Origin of the sequence: Pseudomonas marincola (assembly GCF_900116605.1) — a bacterium.
Classification (GTDB): Bacteria; Pseudomonadota; Gammaproteobacteria; order Pseudomonadales; family Pseudomonadaceae; genus Aquipseudomonas; species Aquipseudomonas marincola.
In genome coordinates, this window is record NZ_FPBC01000004.1 from 279,899 (window position 1) to 294,855 (window position 14,957).

Below are 14,957 nucleotides of genomic sequence, written 5' to 3' on the forward strand. Positions count from 1 at the left end.
GAGGCACGGCAACTTACAACGCGGTTTGCGCGTCCGCCTCGGCGAACATTGCGTTGATATCCCCCGATGTCACAGGTTTTTCATCGTGGCGACCATGATCTGCCCCACCCAAGCCCAGTGCTGGCTCAGTAATAACATGGGTAGCTTGGGCGCGCAGCGCGGCGACGGTGCAGTTCTCGCGGCCATGAATGGCGAATGGATCGAAGGAGAATTCACGCATTGCATTGAGGTGCGTGACCTTATCGATCATGTCCTTAGGCAAGTGCTTCAAGCCTTCCCATGCAGTTTCTGGCGAATGCGGCCAGGTGCAGTCGGAGTGCGGGTAATCACTTTCCCAAGTAACCATGTCGGCGTTCAGGTGGTGCAGGTTCTGCAGGCCGAAGTTGTCTTCAATAAAGCAGGTAATGAAATGCTTATTGAAGATGTCGCTTGGCATTTTTCCGCCGAAGTTCGAGTTGGTCCAGGCGTTGTGGTGGCGGTGCGTGAAGTCCGCACGCTCCAGCAGGTAAGGAATCCAACCGATACCGCCTTCGGACAGCGCCATACGCAGATCTGGGAACTTCTTCCACATCGGCGCCCAAATCCAATCTGCTGCTGAGTTAGCGATAGAGATCGGCATTGAGGTGATCCACGCGTCGATTGGCGACAGATCAGAGGCGTGACTGGCTTTTACGCCGGTACCAATGTGGCAACAAATCACCACCTTGTTATCGCTACAGGCCTTCCAGAGCGGATCCCAATAATCACTGTGGATCGATGGGTAGCCGTGAACCGTCGGGTTATCCGACAGCGACAAAGCATGCACGCCCTGCTTGGCCAGGCGCTCAACTTCAGCAGCGGCGGCTTTCATATCCCACCACGGCACAATCATCAACGGGATAAAACGACCTGGCGCGGCATTGCACCAGTCGTACAAGTGCCAGTCGTTATAGGCCTGAATCGCGGCCATGGAAACGTCACGATTAGGGTGCACTTGAAAACGTTGACCAGCAAAGCCCGGGAATGTCGGGAAACACAGCGAACCCAATACACCGTTGGCGTTCATGTCGTCGACACGGTCTTTGATGTTCCAGGTACCACGACGCATTTGGTCGTAGCCCAACGGCTCCATGCCGTATTCCTCTTTAGGACGGCCGACTACCGAGTTAAGCCCCATGTAACCGGTGGCTTGCTCTTCAAACACCCATACATCACGGTCACCCTTCTTCACCACATGAGGCTCACGCCCCTTGAAGCGCTCAGGCATATGACGAGCAAAAGCATTCGGCGGCTCGATCGCGTGGTCATCGACGCTGACAAGAATCAGATCTTCAACTTTCATTGTTTTCCCCTTCGCATTCGGGCTTGTTGTTGTGGCTGAATCATAGTGCAGATAGATAGTAATTTAAACAGATAATTTGATTCTGTTCATCTTTATTCGTAGAGCACCACAAATCTCTACACCAACAACTGCACACACACCCTATTTGAGAGAACTCAGCACCGCCACGGACCGCAGCTAGCCTGCGGGTGACGGCCAACCACACCGTCGATAAGTCCACGCCCATAAAAAAGCCGCCTATCACAGGCGGCTCTTGGTTACGCGGTTGTTGTTATCAATCCCACAGCACATGCAGGTAATGCGGCCCGCGCAGCTGTGCGCCAACGATCTGCGGACCAGGCTTGGCCGGGTCGAGGCGGATGTTTGGCATCAGATCAAGAATCGCGTTCAGCGCGCAGTTGATCTCAGTTTTAGCCACAAACTGGCCAATGCACATGTGCGGGCCAAAGCCGAAACCAAACGAGGGTTTTGGCTTGCGATCGATATCAAACACCTCGGGATTGTCGAAGGCATCTTCATCACGATTGGCTGACGTAACGATACATTGCACCATCGCGCCTTTGGGAATTGGCACACCGCGAATTTCTAGGTCTTTTGCCGCCTGGCGTACTTTAAATGTGGCAACCGGTTCAAAGCGTACCGCCTCATCAATAGCTTTATTGACCAAGCTGCGGTCGTTACGTACACGCTCAAGCACATCAGGGTTTTGCAACAACAACGACATCAATGTGCCGAAGGTGCGCGTTGTGGTTTCACTGGCCGCCGGCAGCAACGAACGCACGAATGTTGCTACTTCGTGGTCATCCAGCGAACGCCCTTCATATTCGGCGCGAATCAGGCGGCTAATCAGGTCATCGCCCGAGGCACCTTCTGCACGGCGCTCCGCGACCACCACCTTGACCGCGTCATACAGTGCCGTAGCGGCATGCATAGCGGCGCCACGCGCGGCGGCAGCTTTTTCTGGATCGACCTGAGGGCCAGCCAAAATGGCCAAAGCCCAGGCAGCGTATTGCTCGATTTCCTCAGGACGATCCTCTGGAAAACCAATGAGCGAGTAAATAACGCGGATCGGGAAATACAGCGCAAAGTCCATCAGGTCGGCGCCTTTGCTCGGCACCATTGGCTTGATGTACTCCTCACGGATCACCCGGTCAATCTTGGTTTCTTTCCAGCGGTTAACCGTTTCCGGCATAAACACTGGCTGGAGCATGTTGCGGATATTTTTGTGTGCGTCACCGTCCATGGCCGTAAGAATCAAACCATCGAAGAACGCACCCAACCCCTCCGCAATGAAGCCGCTGGTGAATGTGCCGGCATCGCGCATCACGGCCATCACATCGTCGTATTTGAACAAGGTGAAGGTCGGCCGATTTACATCTAGCCCAGCGATCGAAGGGACGCCAAGACGGGCCATGAAATTTTCTTGCAGCACCGGTGAATTGGCCCGCATTTCACGGTAAATCGCGTGCAGGTCAACATCGCTAGTACCGCGATAGTTGCTGGCCACATCGGTATATGCCTTGGCCAGGTCACTCTGTTCTGGTGTCGACATGATCGTCTCCGCTGTTATTGTCATTATTTTTGATTAAGCCTGAAGGAAGTACACGATTGACGGCAGTCACTCAGTCTTTAAGTATCGATATTGAACGTTAACTGATAATTTGACCAACTATTAATTGTCACAAACCATCTAATACGCCTGTTGTACTAGGGTCATGCGGCCGCCTGCCAGCATTAGTGAACAAAACAGCCCCAACTCAACCACCTGCTCGGTGGAAAAGTAGCTGGCAAGGCGAGCGAAATGTTCATCGCCTATGGCCATGTAATCGCTGGCAAAGAGCTCCGCATAATGCAGAGCAGCCTGTTCACTAGACGTAAAATGATCGCTATTAGTGGCAAGGCAAGCGATGTCTTGCTCGTTTACTGCATCAGATTTACGCGCCAACTGACACGCCTGACAGGTCGTGATACTGGCAATTTTTAGCCGTACCAATTCGCGCAGGCGCTCATCCAGCAAGCTGTTGCTGTGCAGACTCTGCATCAATTCAAGCCATGCCAGCGCTACGTTAGGCCGGTGCGCCCACACTTGCACCGGCGTCGAAGAGCTGAGCATTCGGCTGCGAGTACCACGTTCGATCGCCTCTTGCAAAGCGATCGACATGGCTGCTACCGGCACCAGTGGTAAACGAGCCACCTTAGTCAAGCCGCTCGATTATGGTTGCGGTACCCATGCCGCCCGCGCAACAAATGGCTTGCAGGCCAAAGCGCGCGCCACGACGTTCCAATTCGTTGAGCAAGGTGGTCATTAACCGAGCACCGCTCGCGCCCAATGGATGTCCCAGAGCAATAGCGCCGCCGTTAACGTTCAACTTGGCATGTGGCACACCAGTTTCTGCCATCCAGGCCAGTGGTACCGAGGCAAACGCTTCGTTGACTTCGAAAAGATCAATGTCATCGATTCTCAACCCCGCCTTAGCAAGCACTTTATGCGTCGCAGCAATTGGTCCGGTGAGCATCAACGTTGGATCAGAACCGACCGTGGTAAAGGCACGAATACGTGCACGCGGCTTAAGCCCGAGTTGCTTCGCAATGTCTGCGCTCATCAACAACAATGCCGCTGCACCGTCAGAGATCTGCGACGAATTACCCGCCGTGACACGTCCAGCCTCAGGCCGGAAGCTGGTTTTCAGCGTCGACAGTTTTTCTCGTGAGGTTTCACGACGAATCGTTTCATCACTGCGCAATACCGCACCCGGCTCAGCCTGTTTTTTTTCCTGCAGGTCAGCGACCGGTACCGGCACAATTTCGTTGTCGAAATAGCCTGCGTCCGCTGCTGCTGCTGCACGCTGGTGACTGGTAAAGGCGTAGTCATCCAGCACTTCGCGGCTTAACGCCCACTTATCGACAATGCGTTCAGCAGCCTCGCCTTGGCTGGTCAGCTCGTATTTCTCGGCAGCCATCCAGCCAAACGCTTCACCGTGAATTTCACGGTTACTGCCCATTGGCACGCGGCTCATGCTTTCTGCCCCGCCTGCCACAATGATACTGGCCATGCCCGATGCGATAGCGCCGGCAGCAAGATGTACAGCAACCTCACCCGAGCCACATTTGCGATCAATGGTTAGCCCGGGAATGGTTACTGGCCACCCCGCGCCCAACAACGCCGTGCGGGCGATGTTGGCTGATTGCTCACCAATTTGCGTCACACAGCCGAAAATTACATCCTCGACCAGTGATGGCGACACATCGACTCGCTCTAAGAGGCGGCTGATAACCAAAGCACCCAAGTGGTCAGCCCGTACGCCAGCCAAGCTGCCCCGAAACTTGCCGATTGGCGTACGCACAGCATCAACGATGACGACTTCATTCATAGTGCGCTCGCTTTGAGCCCGGAGCCCGGTACTTGTTTACCATCTTCGTAGCGATAAACGCCCTGCCCGGTTTTGCGCCCGTAGCGCCCCGCTGCGACCATTTTAATGATCAGCGGGCACGGACGGAATTTCTCGCCGAGGGTTTGGTGCAGGTAGCGCAGTACCGATAGGCGGGTATCCCAGCCCGTGAGATCGCCCAACTCCAGCGGCCCCATCGGATGGTTAAAACCCAGACGCAACGCGGTATCGATATCTTCAGCGGTCGCGGTACCTTCTTGCAGCATCCACATCGCCTCGTTACCCAACAGCGCCGACATGCGGCTGGTAGTTAAACCTGGAGACTCGTTAACAATGATGGATGTTTTGCCGATTTGCTCACACAAGGTGCGGGTGCGAGCCACCACCTCATCGCTGGTGGCTAAGCCGCGTACCAGCTCTACCAGTTTCATTTTGTGCACGGGATTGAAAAAGTGCATGCCAATGACGCGGTCAGCACAACCCACCGACGCAGCAATCTCGGTCACGCTGAGGGCAGAGGTGTTGGTCGCAATAATCGCATCAGACGCCAGCAACGGAGCGGCTTGGCTGATTACCGCTTTCTTCACCGCTAGCTGCTCAGAAACCGTCTCAACTAGCCAGTTGGCACCGATGGCGGCTTCGCTCAGATCATTACAGGTGAGCAAATTGGCCAATGATTGCTGGGCTTTCTCCTCGCTCACTTTGCCAAGACGCACGCCATCGCCAAGGATCTTTTCGATACTCGCTTTAGCTTGAGTCAGCGAAGCTGCATTGGTATCGACCAACAAGGTTTGAAAACCGCAACTGGCGAATGCATGAGCAATGCCAGTACCCATTAAGCCGGCACCTACAACGACTACTTTTTGTTTTTCAGAATTCATAGTTCGCTCTCAATTAGGCTAGGATTTTTTGGCTGACAACGTTACGTAATGTGCCAATGCCCTCGACGCTGGCCTCAACCACATCACCTTCCTTGAGGAACAGGCCAGTGCCCATTCCTACGCCGGCGGGTGAACCGGTAAACAGCACATCACCGCAGGCGAAGCTGGAGCGTTGTTGCACAAAGCTGATTAACTGGCCGACATCCCAGGTCATCTCGCTGGTGTTGCCTTCCTGCCTGGTTTCACCGTTCACTTTTAAGCTGAGGCGCAGCTTAGGCGAGCCTTGTGGGAACTCATCCTTAGTCACAATCCACGGGCCCAAACCGGTGGTTTGATCTTGGCTTTTAGCCGCGAACAAATCCATGCCAATGCCCGCCGGGCCACTGCGTTGGAGATCTCGTGCACTCACATCATTACCAACGGTGTAACCCAGCACACAGGCCATAGGATTGTTGATATCAATTTCGCCTGTGCCAATGACCGCCACCAATTCCACTTCGTGATCGAGTTCTTCGGTCAAGGGTGGAAAACGGATCGGGTCAGTGGCGCCAATCAGCGCGCCATAAGCCTTAAGAAATGCCACCGGCTGAGCCGGTGCGGCCAACCCAAACTCCACCAAATGTTTGGCGTAGTTGGCCCCGGCAACCACCACCCGATTGACCGGATCAATCGGTGGCAGAAGGCGCACACTGGACAACGGCAGCGACGGGCCGGCGATGCGCACCGAGCTAATCCCGCGGCCGGCAGCAACTGCCGGCGCCCAGTCTTTGAACTCCCCAGAAATAGGTGTTACCTGATTTTGAGCAACATCGACAACGGCCCAAAAAAAACCGGTCCCTAAGTACTCACAGCGCGCCAGTTTCATCAGCCACCTACCTTGCCCAACTTAGCTGGGTCGAGGTGCAGCAAACGACAAGCATTGCCATAGCGAATTTTGTTCAAATCTGCATCGGACAACTTCAAACCATGAGTCAGATCGTGACGCACGGCGTCACTACCGCCGAAGTTACTGCCGTACAAAACATGGTCTGCACCGATTATGTCGACCAACGCTTGGCGCATTGGAACTTCGTGCAGCTCGACGTCGAAGTAGAAGTTCTTCATGTAATCAAGCAGCGGCTTCTTGTTGTATTTGACGTCCAAGTTCTCGTTGGTCTTGGCCAGACGACCCAACTGGTAAGGCACATAGCCGCCGCCGTGGGTGATATACACCTTGAGATCTGGGAAACGATCGAGCACGCCGCCGCAAATCAGATTCCAGAAGCAACGGCTTTCGTCGTACTGCATGCCGACGATGGCAGTCGTTTCATAACGATCAGTGTTCGCATCTTTGCCCCAAGTAACCGACTGGTTATAGCCATGGATGAACATCGGCAGATCAAGATCACAAAGAGTGCGCCAAACCACATCCAGCTCTGGCGAATCAAATTCGAGGCCACCGAAGTTGGCACCACCGGCTACTAAGCCTTTAGCTCCCAGCTCAGTGCAGGCGTAACGCAGTTCTGCAGCAGCGGCCTCTGGCACGTTCAGCGGCGCATGGGCCCAGAACATCAGACGGTCCGGTGCAGCGGAGCAATACTCGGCCAGGGTTTCATTGACTTTACGAGCGAACGGCACCGCGAACTCAGCTTCAGTCCAGTACATATAGCAATGCGACGGTACGGAGACGACCTGCAGGTTCTGCCCTGCTGCGTCCATGCCAGCCAAGCGCACTTTTGGGTCGGCCCAGCGAGCGAAATACTCTTCCAACTTCGGGCCATTACCAGAGCGCACAGCAGCCTTACGCTCGGGCGAACCGAGACCGAGAATCCAATCACCTACGCGCAGTTTGATGTCGCCATCTGCGTGCTGTTCGAAGAACGGCCCCCAATGCGGATGCTGGCTGTAGTAACCCGGATGCGGAGCGTGAGCGTGAAGATCGATAAGCATTTCTTGGTACCTCAAAGTTGGCACTTATTGTTGGTTGTTAGCGCGATGCCTTTATGAAGACAGAGCAAATCTGCCATGAGAAAGGCAAGCCAAAAGGCTCGCTGCCAAGCCAGATCTTAAATTCAATTTGAGCATAAATCAAAAAACTGTTCATATTATTTTTTTAAAGCACGAAGAATCCCGTTCTAGAGCCATCAAGCAGACAGCCAGAACCATGAAATGTGTTCATCTAGAAAGGTTAGGTGACAGGAAACCAGCGGAAAATATCATCCAGCGAGAACGCGAAGCCCCCGACTGGCGGGGGCTTCGATCATAACGTGAGAGCTATGCAAGGCTATCGACGGGTTCTCGCAGTGGAACCCATGATCAATGCACCCAATAACTTCTTCACTCGCACAGGGAACAGGCGGCGACTGGCGGCCTCTGGCACAAGAATTTCACTCAAGACATAACGAATAATCATTTCGCAAATTAATTCGCGGTCAAGGCGTACACCTAAATTTTCGTCCCACTCATCAAACACGATGCCCAATCCATCCTGAAATCGAACGATGGAATCGTGAAAAATACGCCGGAAAAAGCCCAAAGCGTAATCCGGCGCAACGACCAGCAAACGGCGCGCACGGCTTTGCTCAAGGTAGTTGTCGAGGTAGGCAAACAAGGCATTTAAACGCGCCTCAGGATCGCTGATCCTGCCAAGCTCCTGGGTTAGCGAGATGTGGAAACTCTCGCGCTTATGCCGCGAAAACGTATCTAAAAGGTCGTCTTGCGACGAGAAGTAACGATAAAACGTACCCCGAGAAACTCCCGCTACCTGACACACATCAAGGATCGATATGCGCTCAGCCCCAGACATCAACACAACTTCTTCAGTGGCTTTAAGAATGTTGGCAATGGTCTCTTCAGAACGTTTATTGGGCTTCACCTTAGCCCCTGAGACATTGTTCGATGCTGCTCGGCGAACGGCCGGCTTAGCCGTGGCAAGAGCAGTATCTGACACAGCGGTTTTCTTTGCTTTAGAAGGTGGCAGTGAAGCGTCTGCTTTCTGGGCGGCGGCTTTTGGCATGAATCTCAGGGCTCGTCAGGGTTTAAGATAAGTGACATTAGCACAAAATATATGCAGAAATAACTCAACATGTTCAAATTATAGCTAAAGACATTTAGCGAATTTGTATTTAGAATCCTATTCTCTCATCAAAACAAAATCAGGCAGATCATCCTTTGAGGCTGCCTAAACGGAGAAAACTCATGGGCAGCACTGGAAATCCAGAGACCTGGGCAGTGGGAGAACGAGACACTGTCATTTCAGCATTAGATCGTGCAGTGGAGCGGCATCCAGACAAGGTTCTGCTGGATTTCAGCGGAGAGTTGTACACATATTCACAAGTTGACTCACTATCGACCAAAATGGCTAATGCACTGGCGGAGCTAGGGGTAAACCCCGGCGACACCGTACTGACGATGCTCGATAACAACATCGACGCCGTAACCACCTGGCTCGCAATCAACAAGCTCTGCGCAGTCAGCGTGCCGATTAATACTGCATTGAAAGGTGAGTTCCTTCGCCACCAAATTGCCGATACCGGAACTTCGATAGTTATTTGCGAGGCCGCCTATCTAGCGCGCATTACGCCGCTTGCCGAGCAACTGCACGACGTGCAACACATCCTGCATCGCGGCGTGCTAGAACAAGCCAGCGAATGCAGCATCCGCATCGCGCCGCTAGACGAGTTTCGCGGTAGCGATACCACGCCACTGGCTAATAAGCCGCAGCCATCTGATCTCGCCTGCCTTATCTATACATCTGGCACCACTGGGCCTTCCAAGGGCTGCATGATTAGCTACAACTTCATGTGCAATCTTGCCCGCCTACAATTGCGTGCCGGGCCAGCCACCGCCGATGACGTGACCATTACGCCGCTGCCGTTGTTTCATATGAACGCGCTGTGCGTATCGATTATCGCCAGCATACTGGTCGGCGCACGCGCAGCGATCCTGCCGCGCTTCTCGGTTTCTAATTTTTGGCCTGAAGTAGAACGCTCCGGCGCGACCATCGCCTCTATTCTTGGCGGCATGGGCGGCCTACTTGCGCAAGCCCCAGACAACGATGCAATGCTGCGCTGCATCGGCCAAATACATACTGCACGCGGTAATCCGTATACCGAAGAAACTAAACAGATCTGGCGTGAGCGCTTCGGCACCAAATTGGTCGGCGGTAATGGTTATGGCCTCACCGAGGCCTGCGTTATCACCTCGCTGGCGGCTGGCGAATATGCTGCCCCAGGGTCGTCCGGTAAACGTATTGATGATTTTGATGTGCGCATTGTTGATGACCTCGACCACGAAGTACCAGCAAACACCGCCGGAGAGATCGTTGTGCGCCCACTGCGTCCTGACATCATGTTCCAGGGTTACTGGAAACGCCCGGAAGACACGCAAAAGCTGATGCGCAACATGTGGTTCCACACCGGCGACATCGGCAAATTTGATGATGAGGGTTTCTTCTACTTCGTCGACCGCAAAAAAGACTACCTTCGCCGTCGTGGCGAGAATATCTCTAGCTTTGAGATGGAGGCGGCATTTGCCATTCACCCTGCATTATCCGAGGTGGCCGTGCATGCCGTACCGTCGGATAAAGGCGAAGACGACGTTAAGGTCACCGCCGTGCTGCACGAAGGTGCAACCTTAAAGCCCGAAGATTTGTTTCTTTGGGCAGCAGAGTCTGTGCCCTACTACGCGCTCCCCCGCTACATTGAGTTCCGCGACAGCTTGCCAAAGAACCCACAGGGTCGGGTTTTGAAATATCAGCTCAGAGATGAAGGCAAAACGGCGACAACATGGGATTTGGAAACAACCTCCATCACCGTCTCCAAAAAGTAACAGGGGAAAGCGTTTGGGCACCACCCAAATCCCCCACGCGCGAGTACAGCTCAAGCTCGCTATGCTTAAAAACGTAGTGAGCTTGAGCCACTGCAAACCCAGTGATTGATGTTGAACAAACGCTTTGCGGGTTAGCCAGCTTCGTGCACACCTAGGATAGGCTTAGCGGTACCCATCCGCTGACTTGCCCTCATGTGCTGATCCACCGCAGATTACTGGCCCAGGCCGCCCTCTTTCGCATTTACGGCGAGTCACTGTTCTCTTTGATCGCGCAATAGAGAAAGTAAACAAAGAAAAAGCGCGCCCAGTATCTGGCTCTCGCTGCTACGCGATTCGACGTCCTTCGTTGCGGCGCCGCTCCGGGGCACTTCACGACGGGACGCTCCTGTCCCGGCGCGCCTCAATCGGTGTCCTGCCTCGCTACCCCTGCGCTCTGCTTTCTGACTGGATTGAGGTTTTTACCGCCGGCTCGATTGTCTAAAAACATCAAAGCTTAAGCGACAAAACCAGGTTCACCACCAGCTTGTGGGAGCGACTTCAGTCGCGAAGCCTTTACATCAGTGAATGGCTGTTTCTCGTCACGCCCACCAATGCTTAAGTGAACTGCATTGCGGACCTAGCCGCACTTTATGTGCCTTGCATTTTTAGTATTCGCGAACAGCAATACCTTTTGGCCGCGAGTTGTAACCCGGCAGATGCAGCCCACCATCGACATGTATGGTTTCGCCGGTGACGAAGCGCGACATGTCTGAAGCGAGGAAAACCACTACCGGACCGATATCTGCCTCCGGCTCACCACAACGCCCAAGCGGCCGCATGGATGCGGACATTTCAGCAAAACCAGGATTCTCCGCAGCCAGCTTGTGAAACGTTGCGCCCATCGCAGTCGGGGCGATGGCGTTGGTGCGAATATTAAACCGCCCCCACTCAGAAGCTGCGCTGCGGGTCAGACCGACAATCGCCGACTTGGCAGTGTTGTAATCGCCATGTAGCCAAGCGCCGATTTCGATATCGATGGAATAGAAATTGATAATTTTACCGCCCCCGCGAGCCTTCATGTGGGGTAAAGCCGCCTTCATCGCCCACCATGCAGCCCAAACGGTGGAGCTCAGCGTTTGCTCCAACATAGCGTCGGTTTTTTCTTCCAGCAGCACATTGGGCGTGGGTGCGAATGCGTTGTTAACTAGGATATCGAGCCCGCCAAATTCATCAACGGCCAACTGTATAGCAGCTTCGATATCTGCCTTGCTACACACATCGGTCTTGATATAGGCCGCTTGGCCGCCCAGCGCCTTTAGCTCCGCGACGACAGCCTCACCACTAGTACTATCAAGTTCAGCGACAACGACTGCGGCACCCTCTTTAACAAAGCTCAACGCGATGCCGCGGCCAATTCCTCCACCGGCACCAGTGATTACCGCAACCTGGTTAGTTAGCAGCGCCATAGCCACTCCTTTTTATTTTTAGTGAACATTATTTATTATAGTGTTCAAATATAACCGATTTCGTCAACCGAAACAGCATTACAACAAGGATATTGAGGATGACTGTATTTCGCCGCCGAGTGGAAATAGTAGCCAGCTACGCCGAGCAATCCGGCGAGGTTCGCGCCACACTGGAAGACGACTTCCATCACTTCAGGGTCCGGGTTCGGCATAACGCCGGAGTTGTCAGTGCGGTAGACGGTGAAGCCATTCGCTTCCCTTACAGCCTATGCCCGCAAGCCTGCGAACAACTGCAACACCTACTGAGCATGCCCATGAGTCAGGTAGCGCATTCGGTCACTCGACAAACCGACGCCAGCCATCAATGCACACACCTACTGGATCTTGCCGGCCTGGCAATCGCGGCGGCGGCGCGAGGCGCAGTACAACTGCGCTATGACATAAACGTTGGCCAGCGCGTTAATCAACGCACCCGCGCAGTACTATTGCGCGACGATAGGCCTTACTTATCTTGGCAAATAAATGGCACGCAGATCGAAGGCCCAATCCCTTACGCGGGGATAAATTTACGTGAAGGTATGGCTCGCTGGGCAATCAGTAATTTGTCTGTAGAGGCTGCCGAGGCGGCATTGCTGCTGCGCCGCTGCACGCTTATTTCAATGGGGCGGGCGTATAACTTAGACGCGCAAATTCATGCCATCACAACCGGCCACTGCTACACCCAGCAACCTGAACGTGCAGAACAAGCGCTTCGCATGCAAGGCTCAACCTGGGATTTCACCGATGAGGCGCACGCACTGTGCGCAGAAGATCAGGTTTGGCTTCGCGATCACGGCGATAGGCCATAAGTAATAAGCAAAAGGCTTCGAGGATTATATGCAATAAGTCGCGGACCGCTTAAGCGCCAATGCTGCTTATCGCGGTGTAGATCTACGTGTAGGTGTAAATGCAGCTGTAGATGCGCCACTCTGAGCAAGAAGCGGAGCCAGAAATAAGCGCCCAGCTTCAAGCCAGAGTGTCGCTACAGCAGTTACAGGAAGACCGCCAGATTTGGGGTTCCGAGTACTGCCTGATCAATGATCACTTCCCGGCGAGCAAGCTTGAAGCCTGCCTCGCTCAAGCGCAAAACATCACGTCGCTCTCCGCTAATGATATCTACGTGGTGGTCCTTGAATCGACTACGCGTTAGCAACAGATAGCTGGTGACTACAAACTCATCAGCCTTTTCTGTTTCTTCAACGAATACGTTAGTGACCAAGCGGCGTGTGCGCGAGGGTGGATCCTCCGCCCAAGCGCTTTTGCCGGAAAGGCGCAAGATACGACCCATAATCGAACGGTAGTCATCGTGGTAGTGCTGCACGCTACGCACGATGGTCGCGCTAAGTTCAGCCGACACGCGAGTCTGGCGTAAAGGCACGGTGTACACCAGATCGGTGTCCAGGCGCTCGGCCCACTCCTGCAGGCGAATCTGGTCGAGTAACGTGGCTTCTTCATAAAGAAAGGTCACCACATCATTGTAAATTGGCGAGCCCACAGGTACCCGCTTGGTGCCGACAGGGGAACCCGGCTGGATATCCTCCACGCCGCGTTGTTGAACCTCAGCCATGAGTCACTCCTCACTTGTTCTTGTACTTGTTAATGCTGCTAGCGCAATGCGACCCCATTAAATAGAGTCGCTAGTGCGCTGACGTTTACGGCCGATTATTCTTCGTCCGAGGCGGTCATCAGTTCGTGCCAGTACAACCACCAGTGCCACTGAGTATCGTCTTTGGTAAAGCCTTCATTGACTATACCAGGACCCGGCCAACCCTCTGGCGCACCTGTTTCAAAGCAGGCTTGATACTTCAGCGTGCTCTTACGACCCATAGTGCCTTTGGCGGCTAAGGTCATGTGCGGCCAGGTGTCGGAGTCGTCCTGCTCAACCATGCCCGAGGTGCCAAACAGCTGAATGGTCTGCTTGAGCATCTTATCGCGCAGCTCTGGCGAGGCGTCTTTCTCGGCAAATACCCAGTTAACGAACTCAAGCTTATCTGGTCCTTGCGGCACATAGGCGTGCAGAGTCATGGAGCCCACTACGCTGCCGTCTGGCTGCGGAATGTAAACAAAACCAAAGAGGATGTTTGGGAACATACCTCCAACTTGCGGCGGCATAGTGGTCAGTACTTTGAGCTGATCTTCGCTGAGATTACGCGACAACTGCTCAACCATATCGGCAGTCATACCCGCTGGCGGCAACGCCTGAAGCTTTTGCTCTACGGTGAGTTCGGCAGGGTCGAGGCCCGTTAAACGCTTAATTTTGCGCGCCAAATCGATGCAACGCAGGGCATGACCATGGGGCGAGCTGATCTCTACGCCAATCATTTCAGGGCTAAGGTCGGCAGTTTCACCCTCACCTTTTTTCGCGTAGTTACCTACTTCACCCAACCAGCGGTGCAGCGTTAGCGTGTGGAAACCATCGGCAGCTGATTGCTCGCCAGCGGTCTTCCAGTTGGCGTTAACAACGAAGCGCTGCGGTGGACCGAGCACCTCCATACCTTTGTCAGAGCGGCAGAAGAGCATGTCGTAATACCACTTGGCATCACCCAGAAACTCTTCAAACGAAGGCCCTTCAATGTTCCAAGTGGCGAAGATCAGCCCACCATAAACCGTAACTCGAGCCTTTTTCAGGCCCAGCTCTTCTTTGGCCATCATCTTGCCGTGCATGCACTCGCGCTCAACTGGCGAGCCAACGAAGTCACCGTTCGGGCGGAAAGCCCAACCGTGGTAGATGCACTTGTGAACTTGGGTATTGCCACAGTCAGCACTGCTGATGCGCATGCCGCGGTGCGGACACACGTTGAGGTTGACATAAACCTCGCCCTGTTTGCCGCGGGCCACAATCACGGAATCGGACCCTAGGTCGCGGACCATGAAATCCCCGGAATTGGGAATCTCAGACTCGTGGCCCAACAGAACCCAGATCTTGCCGAAGATTTTCTCCATCTCCAGCTCGTAAATTTCGCGGTCAGACAGCACACGCATCTGCACTTCGCGGGTGGATGGATAGATCAGATCGCTGACTTTGGTTCCATCAGACAAAACGGGGCTTTTTCTTGTTAGCATGATTGCCTCC

13 protein-coding genes are annotated in these 14,957 nt (G+C 53.9%); 2 read left to right on the forward strand and 11 right to left on the reverse strand.

What is annotated here, in order from left to right; genetic code table 11:
• Positions 1-13: 13 nt before the first annotated feature.
• The 8 genes from BM395_RS09165 to BM395_RS09200 form a co-directional block, all read right to left on the reverse strand.
• Positions 14-1,321: an amidohydrolase family protein gene (locus BM395_RS09165; RefSeq protein ID WP_090510855.1), complete on the reverse strand. Its 1,308-nt coding sequence runs from the start codon at positions 1,319-1,321 to the stop codon at positions 14-16.
• Between the two features lie 274 nt (positions 1,322-1,595).
• Positions 1,596-2,873, reverse strand: coding sequence for a cytochrome P450 (locus tag BM395_RS09170; RefSeq protein ID WP_090510857.1), 1,278 nt, complete (start codon positions 2,871-2,873; stop codon positions 1,596-1,598).
• Between the two features lie 138 nt (positions 2,874-3,011).
• A complete protein-coding gene (locus BM395_RS09175) occupies positions 3,012-3,482 on the reverse strand; it encodes a carboxymuconolactone decarboxylase family protein (RefSeq protein WP_244528959.1) in 471 nt (156 codons plus the stop codon).
• 34 nt (positions 3,483-3,516) lie between these two features.
• Complete coding sequence (locus tag BM395_RS09180; RefSeq protein ID WP_090510860.1) at positions 3,517-4,692, reverse strand: thiolase family protein; 1,176 nt, start codon at positions 4,690-4,692, stop codon at positions 3,517-3,519.
• On the reverse strand, positions 4,689-5,591 hold the full coding sequence (locus BM395_RS09185; RefSeq protein WP_090510862.1) for a 3-hydroxyacyl-CoA dehydrogenase: 903 nt from the start codon (positions 5,589-5,591) through the stop codon (positions 4,689-4,691). The genes BM395_RS09180 and BM395_RS09185 overlap by 4 nt, the downstream gene beginning before the upstream one ends.
• Positions 5,592-5,604: 13 nt before the next feature.
• Complete coding sequence (locus tag BM395_RS09190; RefSeq protein ID WP_090510864.1) at positions 5,605-6,456, reverse strand: fumarylacetoacetate hydrolase family protein; 852 nt, start codon at positions 6,454-6,456, stop codon at positions 5,605-5,607.
• Complete coding sequence (locus tag BM395_RS09195) at positions 6,456-7,520, reverse strand: amidohydrolase family protein (protein ID WP_090510866.1); 1,065 nt, start codon at positions 7,518-7,520, stop codon at positions 6,456-6,458. Before BM395_RS09195 ends, BM395_RS09190 begins: the two co-directional genes overlap by 1 nt.
• A 334-nt stretch (positions 7,521-7,854) precedes the next feature.
• Positions 7,855-8,586: a TetR/AcrR family transcriptional regulator gene (locus BM395_RS09200; RefSeq protein ID WP_090510869.1), complete on the reverse strand. Its 732-nt coding sequence runs from the start codon at positions 8,584-8,586 to the stop codon at positions 7,855-7,857.
• A 182-nt stretch (positions 8,587-8,768) separates the two neighbouring features.
• Between BM395_RS09200 and BM395_RS09205 the strand changes: the two genes are divergently transcribed.
• Positions 8,769-10,400, forward strand: a complete 1,632-nt coding sequence (locus tag BM395_RS09205; RefSeq protein WP_090510874.1) for an ATP-dependent acyl-CoA ligase — start codon at positions 8,769-8,771, stop codon at positions 10,398-10,400.
• Between the two features lie 644 nt (positions 10,401-11,044).
• On the opposite strand, the gene BM395_RS09210 is transcribed toward BM395_RS09205, so the two are convergent.
• Entirely contained in the window at positions 11,045-11,845 is an 801-nt protein-coding gene (locus BM395_RS09210; protein WP_090510877.1) for an SDR family NAD(P)-dependent oxidoreductase, read from the reverse strand.
• 98 nt (positions 11,846-11,943) lie between these two features.
• Between BM395_RS09210 and BM395_RS09215 the strand changes: the two genes are divergently transcribed.
• Positions 11,944-12,693, forward strand: coding sequence for a DUF2889 domain-containing protein (locus tag BM395_RS09215; protein WP_090510880.1), 750 nt, complete (start codon positions 11,944-11,946; stop codon positions 12,691-12,693).
• Positions 12,694-12,875: 182 nt separating this feature from the next.
• Here BM395_RS09215 and BM395_RS09220 read toward each other — a convergent pair whose 3' ends face one another.
• Both BM395_RS09220 and BM395_RS09225 read right to left on the reverse strand, forming a co-directional pair.
• Entirely contained in the window at positions 12,876-13,451 is a 576-nt protein-coding gene (locus tag BM395_RS09220) for an aromatic-ring-hydroxylating dioxygenase subunit beta (protein WP_090510883.1), read from the reverse strand.
• Positions 13,452-13,546: 95 nt separating this feature from the next.
• A complete protein-coding gene (locus BM395_RS09225; protein ID WP_090510885.1) occupies positions 13,547-14,947 on the reverse strand; it encodes an aromatic ring-hydroxylating dioxygenase subunit alpha in 1,401 nt (466 codons plus the stop codon).
• Positions 14,948-14,957 lie beyond the last annotated feature (10 nt).

What these genes read in the sequence shown, in the direction of transcription:
- BM395_RS09175 (WP_244528959.1), bottom strand. Translation starts at nt 3,482, where the DNA reads ATGTCGATCGCTTTGCAAGAGGCGATCGAACGTGGTACTCGCAGCCGA.
- BM395_RS09190 (WP_090510864.1), bottom strand. Translation starts at nt 6,456, where the DNA reads ATGAAACTGGCGCGCTGTGAGTACTTAGGGACCGGTTTTTTTTGGGCC.
- BM395_RS09205 (WP_090510874.1), top strand. Translation starts at nt 8,769, where the DNA reads ATGGGCAGCACTGGAAATCCAGAGACCTGGGCAGTGGGAGAACGAGAC.
- BM395_RS09210 (WP_090510877.1), bottom strand. Translation starts at nt 11,845, where the DNA reads ATGGCGCTGCTAACTAACCAGGTTGCGGTAATCACTGGTGCCGGTGGA.
- BM395_RS09170 (WP_090510857.1), bottom strand. Translation starts at nt 2,873, where the DNA reads ATGTCGACACCAGAACAGAGTGACCTGGCCAAGGCATATACCGATGTG.
- BM395_RS09185 (WP_090510862.1), bottom strand. Translation starts at nt 5,591, where the DNA reads ATGAATTCTGAAAAACAAAAAGTAGTCGTTGTAGGTGCCGGCTTAATG.
- BM395_RS09195 (WP_090510866.1), bottom strand. Translation starts at nt 7,520, where the DNA reads ATGCTTATCGATCTTCACGCTCACGCTCCGCATCCGGGTTACTACAGC.
- BM395_RS09200 (WP_090510869.1), bottom strand. Translation starts at nt 8,586, where the DNA reads ATGCCAAAAGCCGCCGCCCAGAAAGCAGACGCTTCACTGCCACCTTCT.
- BM395_RS09220 (WP_090510883.1), bottom strand. Translation starts at nt 13,451, where the DNA reads ATGGCTGAGGTTCAACAACGCGGCGTGGAGGATATCCAGCCGGGTTCC.
- BM395_RS09165 (WP_090510855.1), bottom strand. Translation starts at nt 1,321, where the DNA reads ATGAAAGTTGAAGATCTGATTCTTGTCAGCGTCGATGACCACGCGATC.
- BM395_RS09180 (WP_090510860.1), bottom strand. Translation starts at nt 4,692, where the DNA reads ATGAATGAAGTCGTCATCGTTGATGCTGTGCGTACGCCAATCGGCAAG.
- BM395_RS09215 (WP_090510880.1), top strand. Translation starts at nt 11,944, where the DNA reads ATGACTGTATTTCGCCGCCGAGTGGAAATAGTAGCCAGCTACGCCGAG.
- BM395_RS09225 (WP_090510885.1), bottom strand. Translation starts at nt 14,947, where the DNA reads ATGCTAACAAGAAAAAGCCCCGTTTTGTCTGATGGAACCAAAGTCAGC.